Origin of the sequence: Emcibacter sp. (assembly GCF_963675455.1) — a bacterium.
Lineage (GTDB): Bacteria > Pseudomonadota > Alphaproteobacteria > Sphingomonadales > Emcibacteraceae > Emcibacter.
Genome location: NZ_OY776217.1, coordinates 2,443,019 through 2,458,071, shown reverse-complemented (window position 1 = coordinate 2,458,071; position 15,053 = coordinate 2,443,019). Strand labels below are relative to the sequence as shown.

Here is a 15,053-nt window from a genome sequence, read left to right as displayed (position 1 = left end):
CCTACTCCATTGTCGCAGTCAGGTGATGAGACAGTATAGCCAGAATAAGACCATTTTGAACAGTTGGTTCAACGATCCCCGGATTTGAGGGGATTGATCTGTGCCCGCCAGACCAGCATGGGCAGGTAATAACTGCGATAGGCCCAGAACAGGAACAGATGAACAGCCAGATAGATTGCTGCTATAAAGGGACCGGCAGCAAACTCTTCCAGATACATGTTCACGATATAAATCACGACGGTAACAGGGAAATAGACGCAAAGCGCCAGAGGTACAGCCCTGTTGGTCAGCAGCAGGATACCCACGATGATTTCAATCACCTTGACCACATGAAACAGGTGGGTGTCGATCAGGGTCTGGTTCAGATATGGCGTCATCTCGCCATGCCCCATGGGCTGCGGAATAAATTCAAAGAAAAACACCAGACCGAAGAACAGGTTCCACGCCCCGAAAATAGTGCGCAACACATGTACGCTCAAACTCATTGTCTTACTGGCTTGCATCTTGTCTCCCTTTCCCCTTGTTGTTTTTCTTTTCCTCTTCTCAGGCTGCCGGCTTGAGCTCGGCGAAGCCGCAGCCGGTGACCCAGGTCGGGATCGGCTCATAGGCGATGGTTTCCGCTTTGGCGCCTTCCATGATGCCCAGGGCACAGATCCAGTTCTTGATCTCCAGCGCCCCGTTGCCGGCCTTCTCCAGAACCATCTCGTCAGGCAGCGCAATCAGGCCGTCAATATCGCCCTGCTCCACCATCTCCAGGATCTTGCGGTCAAACGCCTCGTTGACAACGCCCATGCCCGGGCCGCCGACCCAATGGCTGATGCCGCCGGTGCCGAACACCGCAACCCGCTCAGTCCCGGACCAGCTCTCAACCGCATGGCGGATGCTCCGGCCGATCTCATAAGCCCGGCGGCTTCGGATCAGCGGCTCTACAACACAGTTCAGATAAATCGGGATCGCCTTCACCCCAAGCCGTTTCAATGACATGTGATAGGGAATGGCCACAGAATGGTCAACATCCAGCGCCTTGGCAAAGGACCAGTCAATGCCTTCTTTATAACCTGTCTCCAGGATATGCTGGGCCAGTGGCTCGTTGTTCGGGATCGCATCCCCGGCCAGGCCCAGCGTCTGCGCATGGGCCGAAACCCCCACATCACCGGTCGCAATCAGGCAGCTCGGAATGCAGTGCGGGCCGAAATTCTCATAATGGTCATCGCCAATGATGATCACCGTATCCGCCCCGAGCTCCTCGACCCGTTGCGAGATAAAGGCAAAGGCCTTGTCGGATGCCTCTTTCTGCCAGGGCTCTTCACCATATCCGCCGGTCGGGATCGACGGCACATGCGGCATCAGGAAACCACCTATCAACTCTGCCATAATCTCACTCTCTCTTTTGCCTGCCGGGTGCGGCTATAATTTCCTGCTACGCCGCCGGCGCATTTACGATGTCAAAATAATCATGCAGCCGTTCCGGACCGTAGATGGTCTGGAAGGCCATCAGCACCAGAAGCGCATTGGCCCCCTGGTCCATCAGCGCCATCACATCAACGGACGTCAGCGCCCTGCGCTCCTTGTCGTCAAGACGGAATTCACTGGCATAGCCTTCCGCATCCGACCGGAAACGTTCCACATCCCCGGGTACAAGATACATCTGCCAAAGAGCTTTCTCCAAAGCATTCGCGCTCATGATATCCTCCTTCAATCGGTCCGGCTTGCCTTATGATGTCTGTTCAAGCAACTGAGCCATCATCGCCTGCAATGCTTCGGGGCCCTTGGCAAAGATGTTGTGCTCCTCTGTTTCCGCAGCCCATTTCTCCGGCTCGATGAGGACCCGGTTCAGGAACAGCGCAATTTCGGCGACCATCGGGCCGGTCATGCCCGGCTCTTCAATAAATTCGTGAATGGCGTCTGCGACAATATGCAGTTCTGCGGTGACACCGAGATCGTTGAGCTTTTCATAAAGACGCAGGCTTGCTACCGGGTCGATCAGCCAGTCTTTGGCTCCGTGCAGGACGAAAACCGGCGGGAACCCTGCACCAACCTGATAATAGGGGCTCGCTGCAGTTACGGCGTCATCGCTCGCATCAGGACCAAGAAGCATGGCCGCATTGAATTTGCCCTTTTCATGAGCTTGAGAGACCGTGAGCTCACTAGCGGAGAAGAGCGAAAGAACTGCAGCTACTTTGGACTCCTTATTGAGTTCAACTGCCGCCATCAGAGCAAGATGACCACCGGCAGAAGCACCGGCGACAACGATGCGATCAGCATCAATGCCAAGATCACCCGCATTGTCTGCAATCCAGCGCACCGCTGTTGTCACGTCGTCGAGCTGCGCCGGCCAGGCAGCTTCACGCACCAGCCGGTATTCAACAGCTGCCGCCAGGAAACCCTGCGCTGCAAACTGGGAAGCAAGCGGCGCCATCATCCCGCGTTCACCCAGAATCCAGCCGCCGCCATGTATTAACACGACAGCCGTCCGAGTAGGTATTGCATCCCCTTCAGGCCGGTACAAATCGACCTTCAGTTCACGGCCGTTCACGGAATGATAAACAACATCTTTTTCGACAGACATGCGCTTTCCTTCGTCTTATGTTGCAGTCCAGCGCCGACAATCAGAGAAAACTGTCGACGCCGGCATTAGCAATCTGGCCGTGGCCTATTTCAGCAGAGGAATAACTTCCTCACCATAGAGTTTCCAGGACATAGCCAGTTCTTCAAGTGACTGATGACCGGCAAAGACCACCTGGAAGTGACCCGCACCACTGCGCTCGCACTGATCGTTAATCTGCTCTGCCACCTCTTTCGGCGAACCGCTAATGAACTCATCATCACCAAAAGCGTAGCCATGAGCACCGTCAGAGTCCAGCGCCTTGCGGCCCGGGGCAATAACGCGCTTGTCGAAGGCGGCAACCATGTCAACAAAGGCCTCTTTATACCCTTCGGCTTTCTCGCTGGGCACTGACGTCGCATCGATGATAACCTGACGCCGCAGACCCAACTGATCCGGTCCGGCCTCAAGGCCTGCTTGAGCAGCCGCTTCCTTGTAGTTGTCAAAGACTTCTTTTACCTTGTCGGTGGAGATAAAGCCGGTGGCAATCTTGGAACCACGTGCCGCGGCCTTGCGGGCAGATTCAACACTGATTACGGTGGTCCATTTCGGCGGCTCAGGCTTTTGTGCGAACGGGGGAACAACCGGCAGGTTTTCAATTTTCCAGTATTTCCCTTTGTGGTTAATCACACCGTTTTTCAGACCCTTGTCGATTACCTCGATGGATTCTTCGTAACGGGCCCGGCCTTCAGCGGGAGACATGCCAACCATAGCCAGCTCTGCAGGAATACCGGCAGAAGTACCGATTTCAAGACGACCGCCGGTCAGGTTATCCAGCATGGCGAACTCTTCCAACAGACGCCAGGGCGTGTGATAAGGCAGAACGTTACCCATCACGCCGAGACGTATGTTTTTGGTCCGCTGGGCAATTGCCGGCAACAGGATGTTCGGGGACGGGCTGTAACCGCCGCCAAAGTGATGCTCACTCAGAAGCAGACCATCAAATCCCAAGGCTTCTGCGCTGACCCAAAGGTCCATGTAAAAATTCCAGTAATCCTGCTCCAGCTTGGGGTCGATCTCAGCGGATTCTTCGCCTCCATGAGCATGGGGATTGGGGAAAAATTCGAAAGCCCATGACTTAACCATATTCTTGCTCCTGCTTTTAAAATATTCGTAGAAATAAAGTGGGTGACATTAAGCCGCGATGGGCTCTTCACCTTCCAGCTTGGTGCGGTGCAGTTCGCGACCACTGTCCATCGGGTAAGGCATGGCACGGTGCAGGGTGCCGGTATTGTCCCACATCACCATATCGCCCACTGACCATTTATGGCTGTAATGGAACTGTTCGCTGGTCGCCCATTCCCGCAGACCATTAAGCAAAAGAGCGCTCTCTTTATGGTCTACACCGACCACGTGATGCGCTGTGCAGCCCAGAACCAGGGACTTGCGACCGGATTTATGGGTCCAGACGAGCGGCAGCTCTTTCTCACCAAGCTCGATCCACTGCTTGAGCTTTTCCTGGTTCGGCTCCGGCTCGTAGTAAAGAAGGGAATTCCAGGTTGCATGAACGACCTTCAGATTTTCAATCCGTTTTTTCTCTTCCTCGGGAAGCTCTTCGTAAGCCGCATAGCAGTTGGCAAACTCGGTATTACCGCCTGAGGGCGGAAGAACCTTGGAACTCAACAGGGAAGCCAGGATCGGCATCGGCTGGATGGTGCCATCAAAGTGCCAGTAAAAAGCGCCTTTCAGATAATCCACACCTGAGGAAACTTTGGGGTCAAGAGAAATCGGAAAGACTTCTTCACCGCTACGCTCTTTCGCAACCTTGCCGAGGGTCCTGGTAAAGGCAATCTGCTCATCATCATTAAAGTTAATCTTTGGAAAAACGAGCACACCCCGCTGTTCCAGCAAATCCCTGATTGCCGTGGAATGCGCACCGCTGAGCAGCTCTTCCTTGCTGTTGAGGATTCGAGATCCGATTTTTGGCTTGATATCTTCGGCCTTAAAAGCGCCAGTCATATCCTTATTCTCCCAAATTTAAAGCTTCGATTTCGTGTGGCTTTCGCCTCGGTGCAACGGTTTGAATATCAGCTTTGGTATTTTATTCTTCACCCTAACGCTGACCGTGTCCCACCCGTATCCATACATTCATTTCACCTTATCGGATGCCGGGAAACATTGTAAAATCATTATTCTTTATCGGATGTATCCGCTTGACTTATGTGAATAAAGCAGCCCGTTTCCCCCTGAATTTGGCCATGTCGGCGGCGGCACCCAAACTCCTGAAAATCAGGAATAAGGATTTTTTTCGTTTATTAAAAAAACGGAAGACGCTTGGGAACAGGCGCCTTCCGTCCAGATATCAGCTCTAGCTAACTGGATCTATTTTCTGCAGGATCAGTTGAGGTTTACCGTCAGACGCAGCCATACACTTCGGCCCCGAGAGGTAAAGCAAGCTGTTTCAGGGCTTCCACCCGGACCGCCTGCGGCACCGGTTCCGGCAAATGCAGCATCCTGCCCCATCAGCAGGCTGTCAGCATAACCTGCAGGCGCACAGTTACCGTAGACATACTTGTCAGTCAGGTTGTCGCCGATGAGCTCAACTCTCCAGCCGTCTTCATTGCTACCCAGGCCAATGTTGGCGCTAAGCTTGACATAGCTATCCTGGTAGGCATCCGCAATGTTGGTGCTGGAGGCAGAATAGGAGTCTGAGTAGCTCAGGTTGGAAGCCAGGCTCAGTGTCAGATCATTTGACACATCTGTCTGATAATCAAAGCCTGCATTTGCCATCCATTTGGGAGCACGCAGCAACGGTTCACCAGTGAGGCTCTGGGCATCTCCGATTCCGTCATCATTCAGGTCAATGTTACAGCCAGCAGCAAAGGTTTGACCAGTATAACACTGAGCGTTATCAAAGTCCGTATACTTTGCGGTGTTCCAGTTAACGGCACCGTAAAGGGTCAGTCCGTCAACTCCAGGGACAGCATAAGTGGCATCAAGATCGATACCATAGATCTCAGAGGATGCGGCGTTAACTGTACGCACAGCCACCGAGCCATTCTCGGGATCGAACACGCGGGTCTCGACCTGCATGTCGTCATACTCGTAGTAATAAGTAGCCGCATTAACGATCAGAGCACCATCTGCCAGGAGAGCCTTGACACCGAACTCTCCGCCTCTCACTGTTTCATCATCAAATGCTTTGTCATCACCGTTATTGGCACCACCACCGACATCGAAGGAACCGGATTTGTAGGCCCGTTTGAAGTTGGCATAGATAGTCAACTCATCGGTAGGCGTATAAGCAATGGAAACTTCCGGAGACCAGTTGGAAGAACTAAGTTCCGGCCTGGCAAGAGTAACCGGCAGAGCTGGTCCCAGGTCAAACCGCTCAAGAAGCCTGTTCACAACGTTGTGACTGCGCTGTTCATCGGTCCAGCGAACACCGGCGCCGATTTCAAGTTCCGGGGTAATTTTCCACAACACCTGACCAAAGAGTGACACGGTTTCGGAATCAATACTATGATCCGCCCAGGCAAGTGCTGGCGGCCACGAGGCACCCGGCCGAAGAACGCCCAGCAGCGGGAGCCAGGCCTGGTTGGCAGGCAGACTGGACAGGAAGTTTGTTTCACCTTTCTGATAGAACGCACCCGCCATGAAGTTTACGTCGCCGGCATAATCGGATGTCAGGCGCAGTTCCTGCGTAAAGTCCCTGCGGTCCATTTTGCCCTGGATGGCAAACGGGGAACCAAGCGACGTTGTAATAGACCCGTTAAACATGGATGACTGGTCAACATCGTAAAAACCGGTGACCGAGCTCAACGTCAGATCGTTGCCAAAGTCATAGCTCATTTCCAGTGAGCCAAAGAACTGCTGAACATCGGCGAAAGGAACACCGTCATTGTAGATGCCTGGGAAAGAATCAGGATCCATGTAAATCAGGGTCTGGTTTCCATCAACGTCACAAGTTTCACCTCCTATGAATGACAGCCCAAGGAAGCTAAAGAAACTATCCGTTCCGTCCGGACAGGAAACAAGCTGGGGCTCGGAACCGAAACCCTGGATTTCCATGTCAGAATAATTCAGTTTCAGCCGGGCTTTGAAATTGTCAGACGGGTTCCAGACCATGGTCCCCCTGACCATTACTTGTTCCTTGTTTGGAAACTCCTGATAAGTAACAGGTGCTGCGCCCAGGCTGCCAAACGCTGAATTGCCGACTTCGGCATCGTTTGTGAAATAACCGTCCATTTTTGAATATTGCGCCGCCAGTCGCAGGCCGAGTGTATCGGTAACTGGCCCGGAAATAACAAACTCGCCCATCCGTTCCTGCGCTTCAAATTCATAGCCGGCGCGCAGTTTAACTTCGAATTCCTCGCCCGGATCCGCTGTTCTGACAGCGATAACACCAGCCGGAGCAGCTTTACCAAAGAACAGCGCCTGCGGCCCTTTCATCACCTCGACTTGGGCCATATCCAGTGTCGCCATCTCAAAGGCGAGACCCTGGGTGAACTGCATACCGTCGATCACAAACGCAATTGACTGGTCAATCGCCGGGTTATTTGTACCTGTACCGATACCACGCATGGACACCAGCACACCGGATGCGGTCGGCCCGTTACTGAAATTCAGACCGGGCGTCTTGTCTGCCACACCAGCAACATCTGTAATGGCATATTGATCAAGTGTGTCACCGCTGAGTACCGATGTGGTTACCGGCACTTTCATAATGGATTCTTCACGCTTACGTGCTGTAACAGTGATTTCTTCCAGCACCATTTGAGCCATTGCCGGCGTTACCTCTGCCAGCGAACATGCTGCTACCGTTGCCAAAAGTAGACTTTTCGAAAGTTTTTTAGTCATGTTTATCTCCCTAAACTCCCTTAATTGCCTTATTGCAGTAAACCTTGAACACAAAATGCGGATAGTCAAAAGCTCGTCACTTTGCGTTCCAATCTAAAATCATCACCGACCTTTTCCCATAAAGGCAGCAACTCTCACTCTACGTATCCCATCTTCAGACAAGCTGGATTGAAATCAAGAAACGGCTCGCCCGTACGTGCACGCTGCAGCCAGTTGGGATCATTCAGCAGAGCACGGCCAATGGCCAGAAAATCAAACTCGCCTGCAGCAAAGCGCTCCATAATCTCATCAACATTGTCGACCACCTGAGGCGGCTTCAGGGCTGACTCATGCCGTTCCCGGCGAACGCCTGTCCCGCCAACCATCACCACCGGCCTGTCGACAAGCTTGCGTGTCCAGGCTGAAATATTGAGAGGTGACCCTTCATAAACAGGATCACGAAAGTCCCGCGCGCTCGCCTCAAATATATCCACACCGGCATCAGCCAGAAGCTGCAGAATATCCTGGAGTTCCTCAGGCGTTTTGGTCAGCATCGCATCCACATCATGGTGGGTCCACTGAGAGAAGCGGAACGAAATAAGTGTGTCGTCACCAATGGCCGTGCGCACAGCGCGAACGACCTCTACCGCGAAACGCATGCGCCCCACGTGGTCCCCGCCCCAATCATCGGTCCGGAGATTTGTCTCTTCCCTCATGAAATTGTCGATCAGATAACCGTGGCCGCCATGCAGGGCAATACCGTCAAACCCGACCGATTTGGCGTTCGCCGCTGCCTCCGCAAAAGCATTAATGACAGCCCGGATTTCATCCTCGGTCATTGCCTTTTCAGGACAGTTAAGCGCTTTGGCCTTTTCCTCATCCAGTCCGGCAATCTGCTCCGGTGTACCCCAGATTCCGCTCGGGCTGGAAATATGAATATCTGACCACGCCTGCCCCTTGGCGGGCGTTCTCTGAATTCCAAGGTGCATTAATTGCGGAAAAATCAGGCCGCCCGCAGCGTGAACCTCGTCAACCACACGGCGCCAACCTTCAAGCGGCGCATCACCGAACATAACCGGCCAACCGATTTTCAGGTCCTCACCGCCCTCGAGATCGAACTTGCCCATGGTGCCCTTATCTTCAATGAATACGGATTCAGTAAAGATAGCACCTACACCACCTTCGGCACGGCGTCGATAATAGGCAGCAACTTCCGGACTGGGCACGCCATTTGGAGACGCGCCACGCGTCATCGGCGACATGATCACTCGATTGGGAAATTTAACACCCCGGACAGTAACAGGTTCCAGAAGGGCATCAATTCGGGAAGATGATGACATTAATATCTCTTTCCTACCATTATTGGTTATTTTTATTTATTCGCTTTTCGCCACAAGACAAGTAACGACAAGCTACTCCACTATATCAAAACATCGGACTTGACTGCCCTGAAAAGCACCCAGAAACACATCGCAATGTTGTACTTTGACAAGATAGCGGTTGATTAAGAAGATTGTAAAATCGTTACTATTTATTGGACACATCGGCTTGGCTTATGCACAGCCTGAAAACAACGTCATGCAAGGGGCACAGATGCCGGGCACACACGAGGGAAAATCGCCTCGCTCTGCTGTTCTACCAGGCTCTCGCCCGCATAACCCTTTCTGATATGTCCAATAACTACCATCGATTTTACAAGGCGTCTTCGCATTCTATAATATTCAGCCAAAGCAAGATACTTCCTGGACTGGCCAGATGACAGATCATGCTTTGCATTGTTGGAATTAAGTACCCTGCAACAAAGTCAGGAATGGCTGGCAAACCCAATGCAACAGAACCTGGAAAAAGAAGTCCTTCTTCCCAATGTGAAGGTACAGCTTGCAACCATTAGCTGGCAAGGTTTCGGAGAGCGGCCCGTTTATCCAGGTTATTCGCTGTTCCAGCGCCTTTCAAATAATCATTCGCCCCTGCGTATCGACAACTTGCGAGCCCCAGAAATGTTGCCCCGCGTAAATTCCGTAGGTTTTCTGCCAGCGGGTCGTTCTATCTGCTTGTACCCGATAGAAAAACCCCTGCGTGTACTTTACTGCTTTTATGATGCCGACTTTCTGGAAAACACAACTCAGGTGACAAGGGAACAATGGGAACGGCACACCGGATCCCTGGTTGCCCTCAGAAACCAGCGTATCGAGGTCATGATGCAGGAACTCCATGCCGAGTTGGAGCAACCGGGCTTTGCACATGAACAACTGATCGAAGCGGTCACAACCATGATGCTGATCGAACTGGCGCGTCATGTAAGACAGCTGGAAAAGAAGGGAACTGGAAGGGGTGACCATCTGCCGCTGGCCGCCTGGCAGCTGCGAAGAATTGAGGAACGCATCCAGGCATCGCTGGAACTGGGCTACCCGAACCTGAGCGAACTGGCAACAATATGCGGCATCAGCAAGGAACATCTGGCCCGCTCCTTCAAGGCGGCTACGGGTTGGCAAATTCACAAGTACATTGCCGGGGAGCGGATAAGAACCGCCAAGACCATGCTCACCCGGAGCCAGTACAGTTGCGAAGAGGTTTCGGTGCGCCTGGGGTTCAAAAGCCCGGCCTATTTCTCCACGGCTTTTCGTCGTGTGACCGGCAAAACGCCAACTGAATTTAAACGGCAGGCACTCACGAGCCAGTCCTGTGAGCAGCAATAGATTATCGTGCAAATATTTCGATTATTATTCGCGGGCTTTAGTTTCATTGAACATCTTTTTTTGGAAAAAACATATGTTCAAGAGGGGTTATTTCGTTTTCTTGATAACAATCTTTCGTTTTCTTGATGTGAAATCATCCGGCAGCGACAGACCATATTTACACTGGCAAAATTCGAACCTAGGGTGAATTTAAAGCAGGCAAGCATCTCAATAATTTTCGCTTGCCCTTGCAAAATTTTTCGAAATAAAGGAGCCTTCCATGTCATCCACTAAAACGGGACAAAATGGTGCATGTGCCGATGATAAACGCTTTGAAAGAAGTATGGGTTTATCAGACCTCGGCTATGACCAGTCAAAGATGCAAGTCAGCACTGACCGATATCACTCCCGCGAGATCCACGAGCGAGAACTGGACAAAATCTGGATGCGTACCTGGCAGGTAGCCGGCCGTGTCGACGAACTGCCCGAAGCCGGTGACTGGAAGGAATATAAGTTTGTCGATCAGTCCTTCATTGTTGTCAGAGGCAAGGACGGCAAGATACGCGGTTTTGTCAATGCCTGCCCGCATCGCGGCAACCCTGTTTGCAGTGGATCAAAAGGTCACTCCAACGTTCTGGTGTGCCCGTTCCATAAATGGTCTTTTAATCTCGAAGGAAACCTGCGCACTGTCGCCCGGCCGGATCTTGTTGGACCTATCGACAAGGACGAGCTCGGGCTTCCCAGGGCTTCAGTCGATACCTTTGCCGGCTTCATTTTCCTCAATCCGGATCCGGATGCCCGGCCGCTGGCGGAATATCTTGGGGAAGAAGTCGCCGAATATCTGGCTCCCTATCATCTTGAGGATATGGTTCCGGTTGGTCTCAACGTCCGGGAAGAACTGGAATGTAACTGGAAAGTCGTGGTCGATGCCTTCCAGGAAGGTTACCATATTCAGGGCATCCACCCGCAGATGGGGGATGTAATCCGCCTGGACCCGAGCAAGGAACGTTACAACTTTATCGGCGATCATCATCTGGTTGTCTCACCCTTCGAGGTAAAGACCGACGGTTTTTCCCCGGAAAAGGAAGTCGAGGGTATCAGGACCCGCCTGCCTGCCACCTATCACGGCGCCAAGGAAGTCATGCCCCACTTTGACAAGCTGGTCGAGCAATATACCGACAAGGATGGAAAAATCAGCTTCCCGGAAGGCGTCAGCGGTCATACTCTTCTGCAAAAAGCCACGCGCGAAACACTGACCGAAAAAGGTCTCGATGTCAGCGGCCTGAGCGATCATCAGATGACCGACCATTATGGCTGGCTGTTCTTCCCGAACTTCTTCCTGTCCATGCGGGCGGGGGAAGCCACGGCTGTCGTGCCCGTACCGCACATAAGCGGTGATCCGAACAAAAGCGTCTGGCATGTGATCCGCTATGCCTGGCTGCCCGAAGAGCAAAGAGAGGCCGCCCGGACTGAACTGACGGATGTAGAGGAACCTGGCAGCTATCCCTATTTCCTGGTTCTGCAGCAGGATTATGATCAGGCCCCCCAGCAGCAGAAAGGTCTGCGCAACAAAGGACTTAAATATATGACCCTGGCGCAGGAAGAGGCCTGCATCGCCAAATTCCACAGGGAAATAGACAAGTATCTGGCGGACTAACGCCAGGACGAAACATGGAGCGAGGGGCCTTACGTCGGTAAGTCCCCTCCCTCTAATTTAAAAACAACAAAAATCAGGGAGCATGATAATGAGCAACAATCCGATCGAAGACCAACTGGCAATTCAGGAACTTATCAATACATTTCTAGCCGCCTGCTGGAGAAAGGACAGCACACTCTGGGGCAACACCTTTGCCGAAGACGGATCCTGGAAAATCGACATGCTGGATGAACCTGTGGTGGGCCGGGAGAAGGTCGTTGCTGTCTATGAGGGGCTTATGCAGCATATTGAGTTTGTAACCATCACCGCCTTCGCCAACGAACTGGTGATCGACGGGGACAAAGCAACCGGCAAGGTTTACAGCAACGAAAACATTATCCGCAAGGACGGTGGCCAAATGATCCTGGTGGGATGCCATCACGATGAATATGTGAAGCATGGCGGACGCTGGTACTTTCAGTCACGCAGATTCGAAACCCTTCGGCGCTCCTAACCGACTTACGGCTGAGTTGCTTCGGGGCTCCTGCCCCTGCCCTGCACCATTCCGAAATTACCATCCGACAACAAAAAAAAGCGCCTCACTTTCACGTGAGGCGCAGACAGTTCCAGCTGTTGGGAAACTCTATCCTTTTACCCCCATGAAGCGACGGATAAGTGCGGACATTTTATCCGTATAAGGCGGGTTCATCTTGATCAGGTTGACCTTGGGTGGATGTGCAACCGCCCTTGGATTTGAGAAGGTCTTGAAACCAGCGTGCCCGCCATACCGGCCCATACCACTGTGTCCTACCCCACCAAACGGCAGATCCTGGGTCAGGGCATGCAGCATGATGTCATCAAATGTCACGCCACCGGACCAGGTATTGCGCAACAGATAGTCCTGCTGCTCCTTGTTGCCACCAAGGAAATAAAGGGCCAGCGGCCGTTCCCCGGCCCGAACCTGCTGCACCACTTTCTCCAGTGTATCGTAACTGATAATCGGCAGGACGGGACCAAAAATCTCGTCCTTCATGACTTCTGCATCCCGCGGCGGATCAATCACCAGGACCAGCGGGAATTTCGGATCCTCGGACAATGTTTCAATATTACTTCCGCCAATCAGATCGATTTGTGCCCCGCGCTCGGCGGCATCTTTAACCAGCCATGCGAGCCGTTGCCGCTGGTTCGGCAAGAATACATCACAGACATCAGGGTTATTGGCGTAATCCGGGAAGAACTGCGCCATCTTGCGCTTCAGGATATCGACAAATTTATCCCGGTCGCTATGGTGCACCATAACATGGTCAATACCCATGCAGGCCTGCCCCGCGTTCCCCATCTTGTAGTTAATGATTTTCTCTGCCGCTTCCTCAAGGTCTGCCCCCTCGGCAATAATCACCGGCGCCTTGCCGCCGAGCTCCAGGGTGACCGGCGTCAGGTTGTCGGCTGCCGCCCGCATGACATGGCGAGCCACCGGCGCACTGCCAGTGAAAATAAGATGGTCAAAAGGCAATGCCGAAAACCGGCTTGCCACCTCGACACCGCCCTGCACGACCGTGACTTCTGCGGGATCAAAGGTCTGTCTGGTGATTTCATCCATGAGTTCGGAGGTAGCCGGAGTCAGCTCCGATGGCTTGATCATGGCGCGATTTCCGGCAGCCAGAACACCGGCCAGCGGCGCATAACCAAGACCGAACGGCAGGTTCCAGGGCGCCACAATGCCGACAACACCAAGCGGCTGATAGAAAACATAGGCTTTGGCGCCAAGCAGGTTCATGGGAAAGTCCGCTCTGCGCTTTTCCGGACGCATCCAGCGCTCGACATTCTTGACCGCATGCTTCAGGGCGCTGACAGGGAACAACAAATCCGCCAGCAGCGCCATCAGTTCCGGCCGGTGGCCGAAGTCTGCCTGTGTCGCTTCCACGATCCGCTTCTCGTTTTTCAGCGTTGCGTCAAGCGCCCGCTGAAGGCGGTCCTTGCGAATGCTGAGTTCCGGATAGGGCTCTTTTTCAACAGCAGCCTGCTGCAGAGCCAGTTTTTCTTCCAGCATCCGCTGAATTTCTTCGGTAGAGGACATCTGTTTTCTCTCCATCCGGTTGCCCTTTTTGCCGGGCAACCGGTTGTTAGGCTTAAAGTTGCGTCCCGTCAGGAAACCACACGGCCGCCATTGACGCCAATGGTCTGGCCTGTAACGTAACCTGTTTCTTCTTTGACAAGCCAGGCGACGGCATTGGCGATATCCGCCGCTTCGCCCATCCTGCGGACCGGAAGCATCTGCGCGATCTGCTCGACTGTCAGCGGCATTTTGTCTTTGGTGGCTTCAAACATCACAGTACCGGCGATTGAGGCTGGCGGAACATTATTCACGGTGATGCCGAGCGGGCCGAGCTCCAGCGCCAGGCTGCGGGTCATCGAAATAACGGCACCCTTTGAGGCGGAATAATGCGCCATCAGTGCGGTACCGGACTGTGCGGAGGAAGAAGAAATATTGACCACACGGCCCCATTTTGCAGCTTTCATATCCGGCAGGATGACCTGCGTCGGGATGAAAACGCCCCGGGTATTGATCGCCATCATCCGATCCCAGTCGTCATCAGTGATTTCTTCAAACGGTACCCAACCGGTGATTCCGGCGTTGTTGACGAGAATGGTGATCGCTCCAAATTCAGCACGCAGCTTGTCAGCTGCCGCTGTTACCTCGGCACGGTCAGCCACACTGGCCTGCAGGGCAATGGCCTTGCCGCCGTCGGCGACGATCCCTTGGGCGACTTTTGTCGCGTCATCGATATTGATATCCAGTACACCTACCGCAATACCATCACTGGCCAGACGTCGGCAGATTTCTGCCCCGATACCTGCGGCCGCCCCTGTGACCAATGCAACTTTCTGACTCATTTATTCACTCCTTTTTGGAAATTATTCTGGTGATCTGATACGCTCAGTTCCGCCCTGAAAGGCTTGGCTTGTCACGCCTCGATAAAGACTTCTCCGTCCTTCACTTCGACTTCGAAGGTCTGCAGAGGCTCTTCACAAGGAAATTCCTTAGCTTCGCCTGTCTTGGCATTGAAACTTCCGCCATGCAGCGGGCACTCGATAGTATCGCCCTCCAGATAGCCATCTGTCAGGATTGCAATGGCATGGGTACAGATATTGGAGGTCGCATAATATTTTCCATCGATATTGTAGAGCGCAATAGGCGGCAACTCGTCGTTTTCAATGGACATCATTTCTCCGGGCTTCAGTTGCCCCTCGTCACATACTTTGATCAAGCTCATCTTTTCTAACTTTCCACTTCAAATTCGTTTTGGGTTCAAACCCCGGGGGATAAGGCCCCGGCACACACTAAGCCGAACATATC

14 protein-coding genes are annotated in these 15,053 nt (G+C 53.0%); 3 read left to right on the top strand and 11 right to left on the bottom strand.

Annotated elements, in window-relative coordinates; all coding sequences use genetic code 11:
• Positions 1-68: 68 nt before the first annotated feature.
• From ACORNT_RS11395 to ACORNT_RS11360, 8 genes are all read right to left on the bottom strand, one after another.
• Entirely contained in the window at positions 69-503 is a 435-nt protein-coding gene (locus ACORNT_RS11395; protein WP_321390695.1) for a hypothetical protein, read from the bottom strand.
• 40 nt (positions 504-543) lie between these two features.
• Positions 544-1,374: a hypothetical protein gene (locus tag ACORNT_RS11390; protein ID WP_321390601.1), complete on the bottom strand. Its 831-nt coding sequence runs from the start codon at positions 1,372-1,374 to the stop codon at positions 544-546.
• A gap of 46 nt (positions 1,375-1,420) precedes the next feature.
• Complete coding sequence (locus ACORNT_RS11385; RefSeq protein ID WP_321390598.1) at positions 1,421-1,684, bottom strand: hypothetical protein; 264 nt, start codon at positions 1,682-1,684, stop codon at positions 1,421-1,423.
• Positions 1,685-1,714: 30 nt separating this feature from the next.
• Positions 1,715-2,569, bottom strand: coding sequence for an alpha/beta hydrolase (locus ACORNT_RS11380; protein WP_321390692.1), 855 nt, complete (start codon positions 2,567-2,569; stop codon positions 1,715-1,717).
• An 84-nt stretch (positions 2,570-2,653) separates the two neighbouring features.
• The gene (locus tag ACORNT_RS11375) at positions 2,654-3,691 is read right to left on the bottom strand and encodes an LLM class flavin-dependent oxidoreductase (RefSeq protein ID WP_321390689.1); all 1,038 of its coding nucleotides are present in this window, start codon (positions 3,689-3,691) and stop codon (positions 2,654-2,656) included.
• Between the two features lie 48 nt (positions 3,692-3,739).
• Complete coding sequence (locus tag ACORNT_RS11370; protein WP_321390687.1) at positions 3,740-4,564, bottom strand: TauD/TfdA family dioxygenase; 825 nt, start codon at positions 4,562-4,564, stop codon at positions 3,740-3,742.
• Positions 4,565-4,942: 378 nt separating this feature from the next.
• Positions 4,943-7,405: a TonB-dependent receptor gene (locus tag ACORNT_RS11365; protein WP_321390683.1), complete on the bottom strand. Its 2,463-nt coding sequence runs from the start codon at positions 7,403-7,405 to the stop codon at positions 4,943-4,945.
• Positions 7,406-7,539: 134 nt separating this feature from the next.
• The gene (locus tag ACORNT_RS11360; protein ID WP_321390680.1) at positions 7,540-8,724 is read right to left on the bottom strand and encodes a hypothetical protein; all 1,185 of its coding nucleotides are present in this window, start codon (positions 8,722-8,724) and stop codon (positions 7,540-7,542) included.
• Between the two features lie 786 nt (positions 8,725-9,510).
• Here ACORNT_RS11360 and ACORNT_RS11355 point away from each other — a divergent pair.
• From ACORNT_RS11355 to ACORNT_RS11345, 3 genes are all read left to right on the top strand, one after another.
• Positions 9,511-10,080 carry a helix-turn-helix transcriptional regulator gene (locus ACORNT_RS11355; protein WP_321390674.1) on the top strand — a complete coding sequence of 190 codons (570 nt, stop codon included), beginning with the start codon at positions 9,511-9,513 and terminating at the stop codon, positions 10,078-10,080.
• 259 nt (positions 10,081-10,339) lie between these two features.
• Positions 10,340-11,716, top strand: a complete 1,377-nt coding sequence (locus ACORNT_RS11350; RefSeq protein WP_321390671.1) for an aromatic ring-hydroxylating dioxygenase subunit alpha — start codon at positions 10,340-10,342, stop codon at positions 11,714-11,716.
• An 88-nt stretch (positions 11,717-11,804) separates the two neighbouring features.
• Positions 11,805-12,209, top strand: coding sequence for a nuclear transport factor 2 family protein (locus ACORNT_RS11345; RefSeq protein WP_321390668.1), 405 nt, complete (start codon positions 11,805-11,807; stop codon positions 12,207-12,209).
• A gap of 129 nt (positions 12,210-12,338) precedes the next feature.
• Here the strand turns inward: ACORNT_RS11345 and ACORNT_RS11340 are convergent, their stop codons facing one another.
• The 3 genes from ACORNT_RS11340 to ACORNT_RS11330 form a co-directional block, all read right to left on the bottom strand.
• A complete protein-coding gene (locus ACORNT_RS11340; protein WP_321390664.1) occupies positions 12,339-13,787 on the bottom strand; it encodes an aldehyde dehydrogenase family protein in 1,449 nt (482 codons plus the stop codon).
• 53 nt (positions 13,788-13,840) lie between these two features.
• Complete coding sequence (locus ACORNT_RS11335; protein ID WP_321390661.1) at positions 13,841-14,590, bottom strand: SDR family NAD(P)-dependent oxidoreductase; 750 nt, start codon at positions 14,588-14,590, stop codon at positions 13,841-13,843.
• A gap of 71 nt (positions 14,591-14,661) precedes the next feature.
• Entirely contained in the window at positions 14,662-14,970 is a 309-nt protein-coding gene (locus ACORNT_RS11330; protein WP_321390659.1) for a non-heme iron oxygenase ferredoxin subunit, read from the bottom strand.
• Positions 14,971-15,053 lie beyond the last annotated feature (83 nt).

Coding starts and splice junctions, on each gene's coding strand:
- ACORNT_RS11395 (WP_321390695.1), bottom strand. CDS start 503: ATGCAAGCCAGTAAGACAATGAGTTTGAGCGTACATGTGTTGCGCACT.
- ACORNT_RS11390 (WP_321390601.1), bottom strand. CDS start 1,374: ATGGCAGAGTTGATAGGTGGTTTCCTGATGCCGCATGTGCCGTCGATC.
- ACORNT_RS11385 (WP_321390598.1), bottom strand. CDS start 1,684: ATGAGCGCGAATGCTTTGGAGAAAGCTCTTTGGCAGATGTATCTTGTA.
- ACORNT_RS11380 (WP_321390692.1), bottom strand. CDS start 2,569: ATGTCTGTCGAAAAAGATGTTGTTTATCATTCCGTGAACGGCCGTGAA.
- ACORNT_RS11375 (WP_321390689.1), bottom strand. CDS start 3,691: ATGGTTAAGTCATGGGCTTTCGAATTTTTCCCCAATCCCCATGCTCAT.
- ACORNT_RS11370 (WP_321390687.1), bottom strand. CDS start 4,564: ATGACTGGCGCTTTTAAGGCCGAAGATATCAAGCCAAAAATCGGATCT.
- ACORNT_RS11365 (WP_321390683.1), bottom strand. CDS start 7,405: ATGACTAAAAAACTTTCGAAAAGTCTACTTTTGGCAACGGTAGCAGCA.
- ACORNT_RS11360 (WP_321390680.1), bottom strand. CDS start 8,724: ATGTCATCATCTTCCCGAATTGATGCCCTTCTGGAACCTGTTACTGTC.
- ACORNT_RS11350 (WP_321390671.1), top strand. CDS start 10,340: ATGTCATCCACTAAAACGGGACAAAATGGTGCATGTGCCGATGATAAA.
- ACORNT_RS11345 (WP_321390668.1), top strand. CDS start 11,805: ATGAGCAACAATCCGATCGAAGACCAACTGGCAATTCAGGAACTTATC.
- ACORNT_RS11340 (WP_321390664.1), bottom strand. CDS start 13,787: ATGGAGAGAAAACAGATGTCCTCTACCGAAGAAATTCAGCGGATGCTG.
- ACORNT_RS11335 (WP_321390661.1), bottom strand. CDS start 14,590: ATGAGTCAGAAAGTTGCATTGGTCACAGGGGCGGCCGCAGGTATCGGG.
- ACORNT_RS11330 (WP_321390659.1), bottom strand. CDS start 14,970: ATGAGCTTGATCAAAGTATGTGACGAGGGGCAACTGAAGCCCGGAGAA.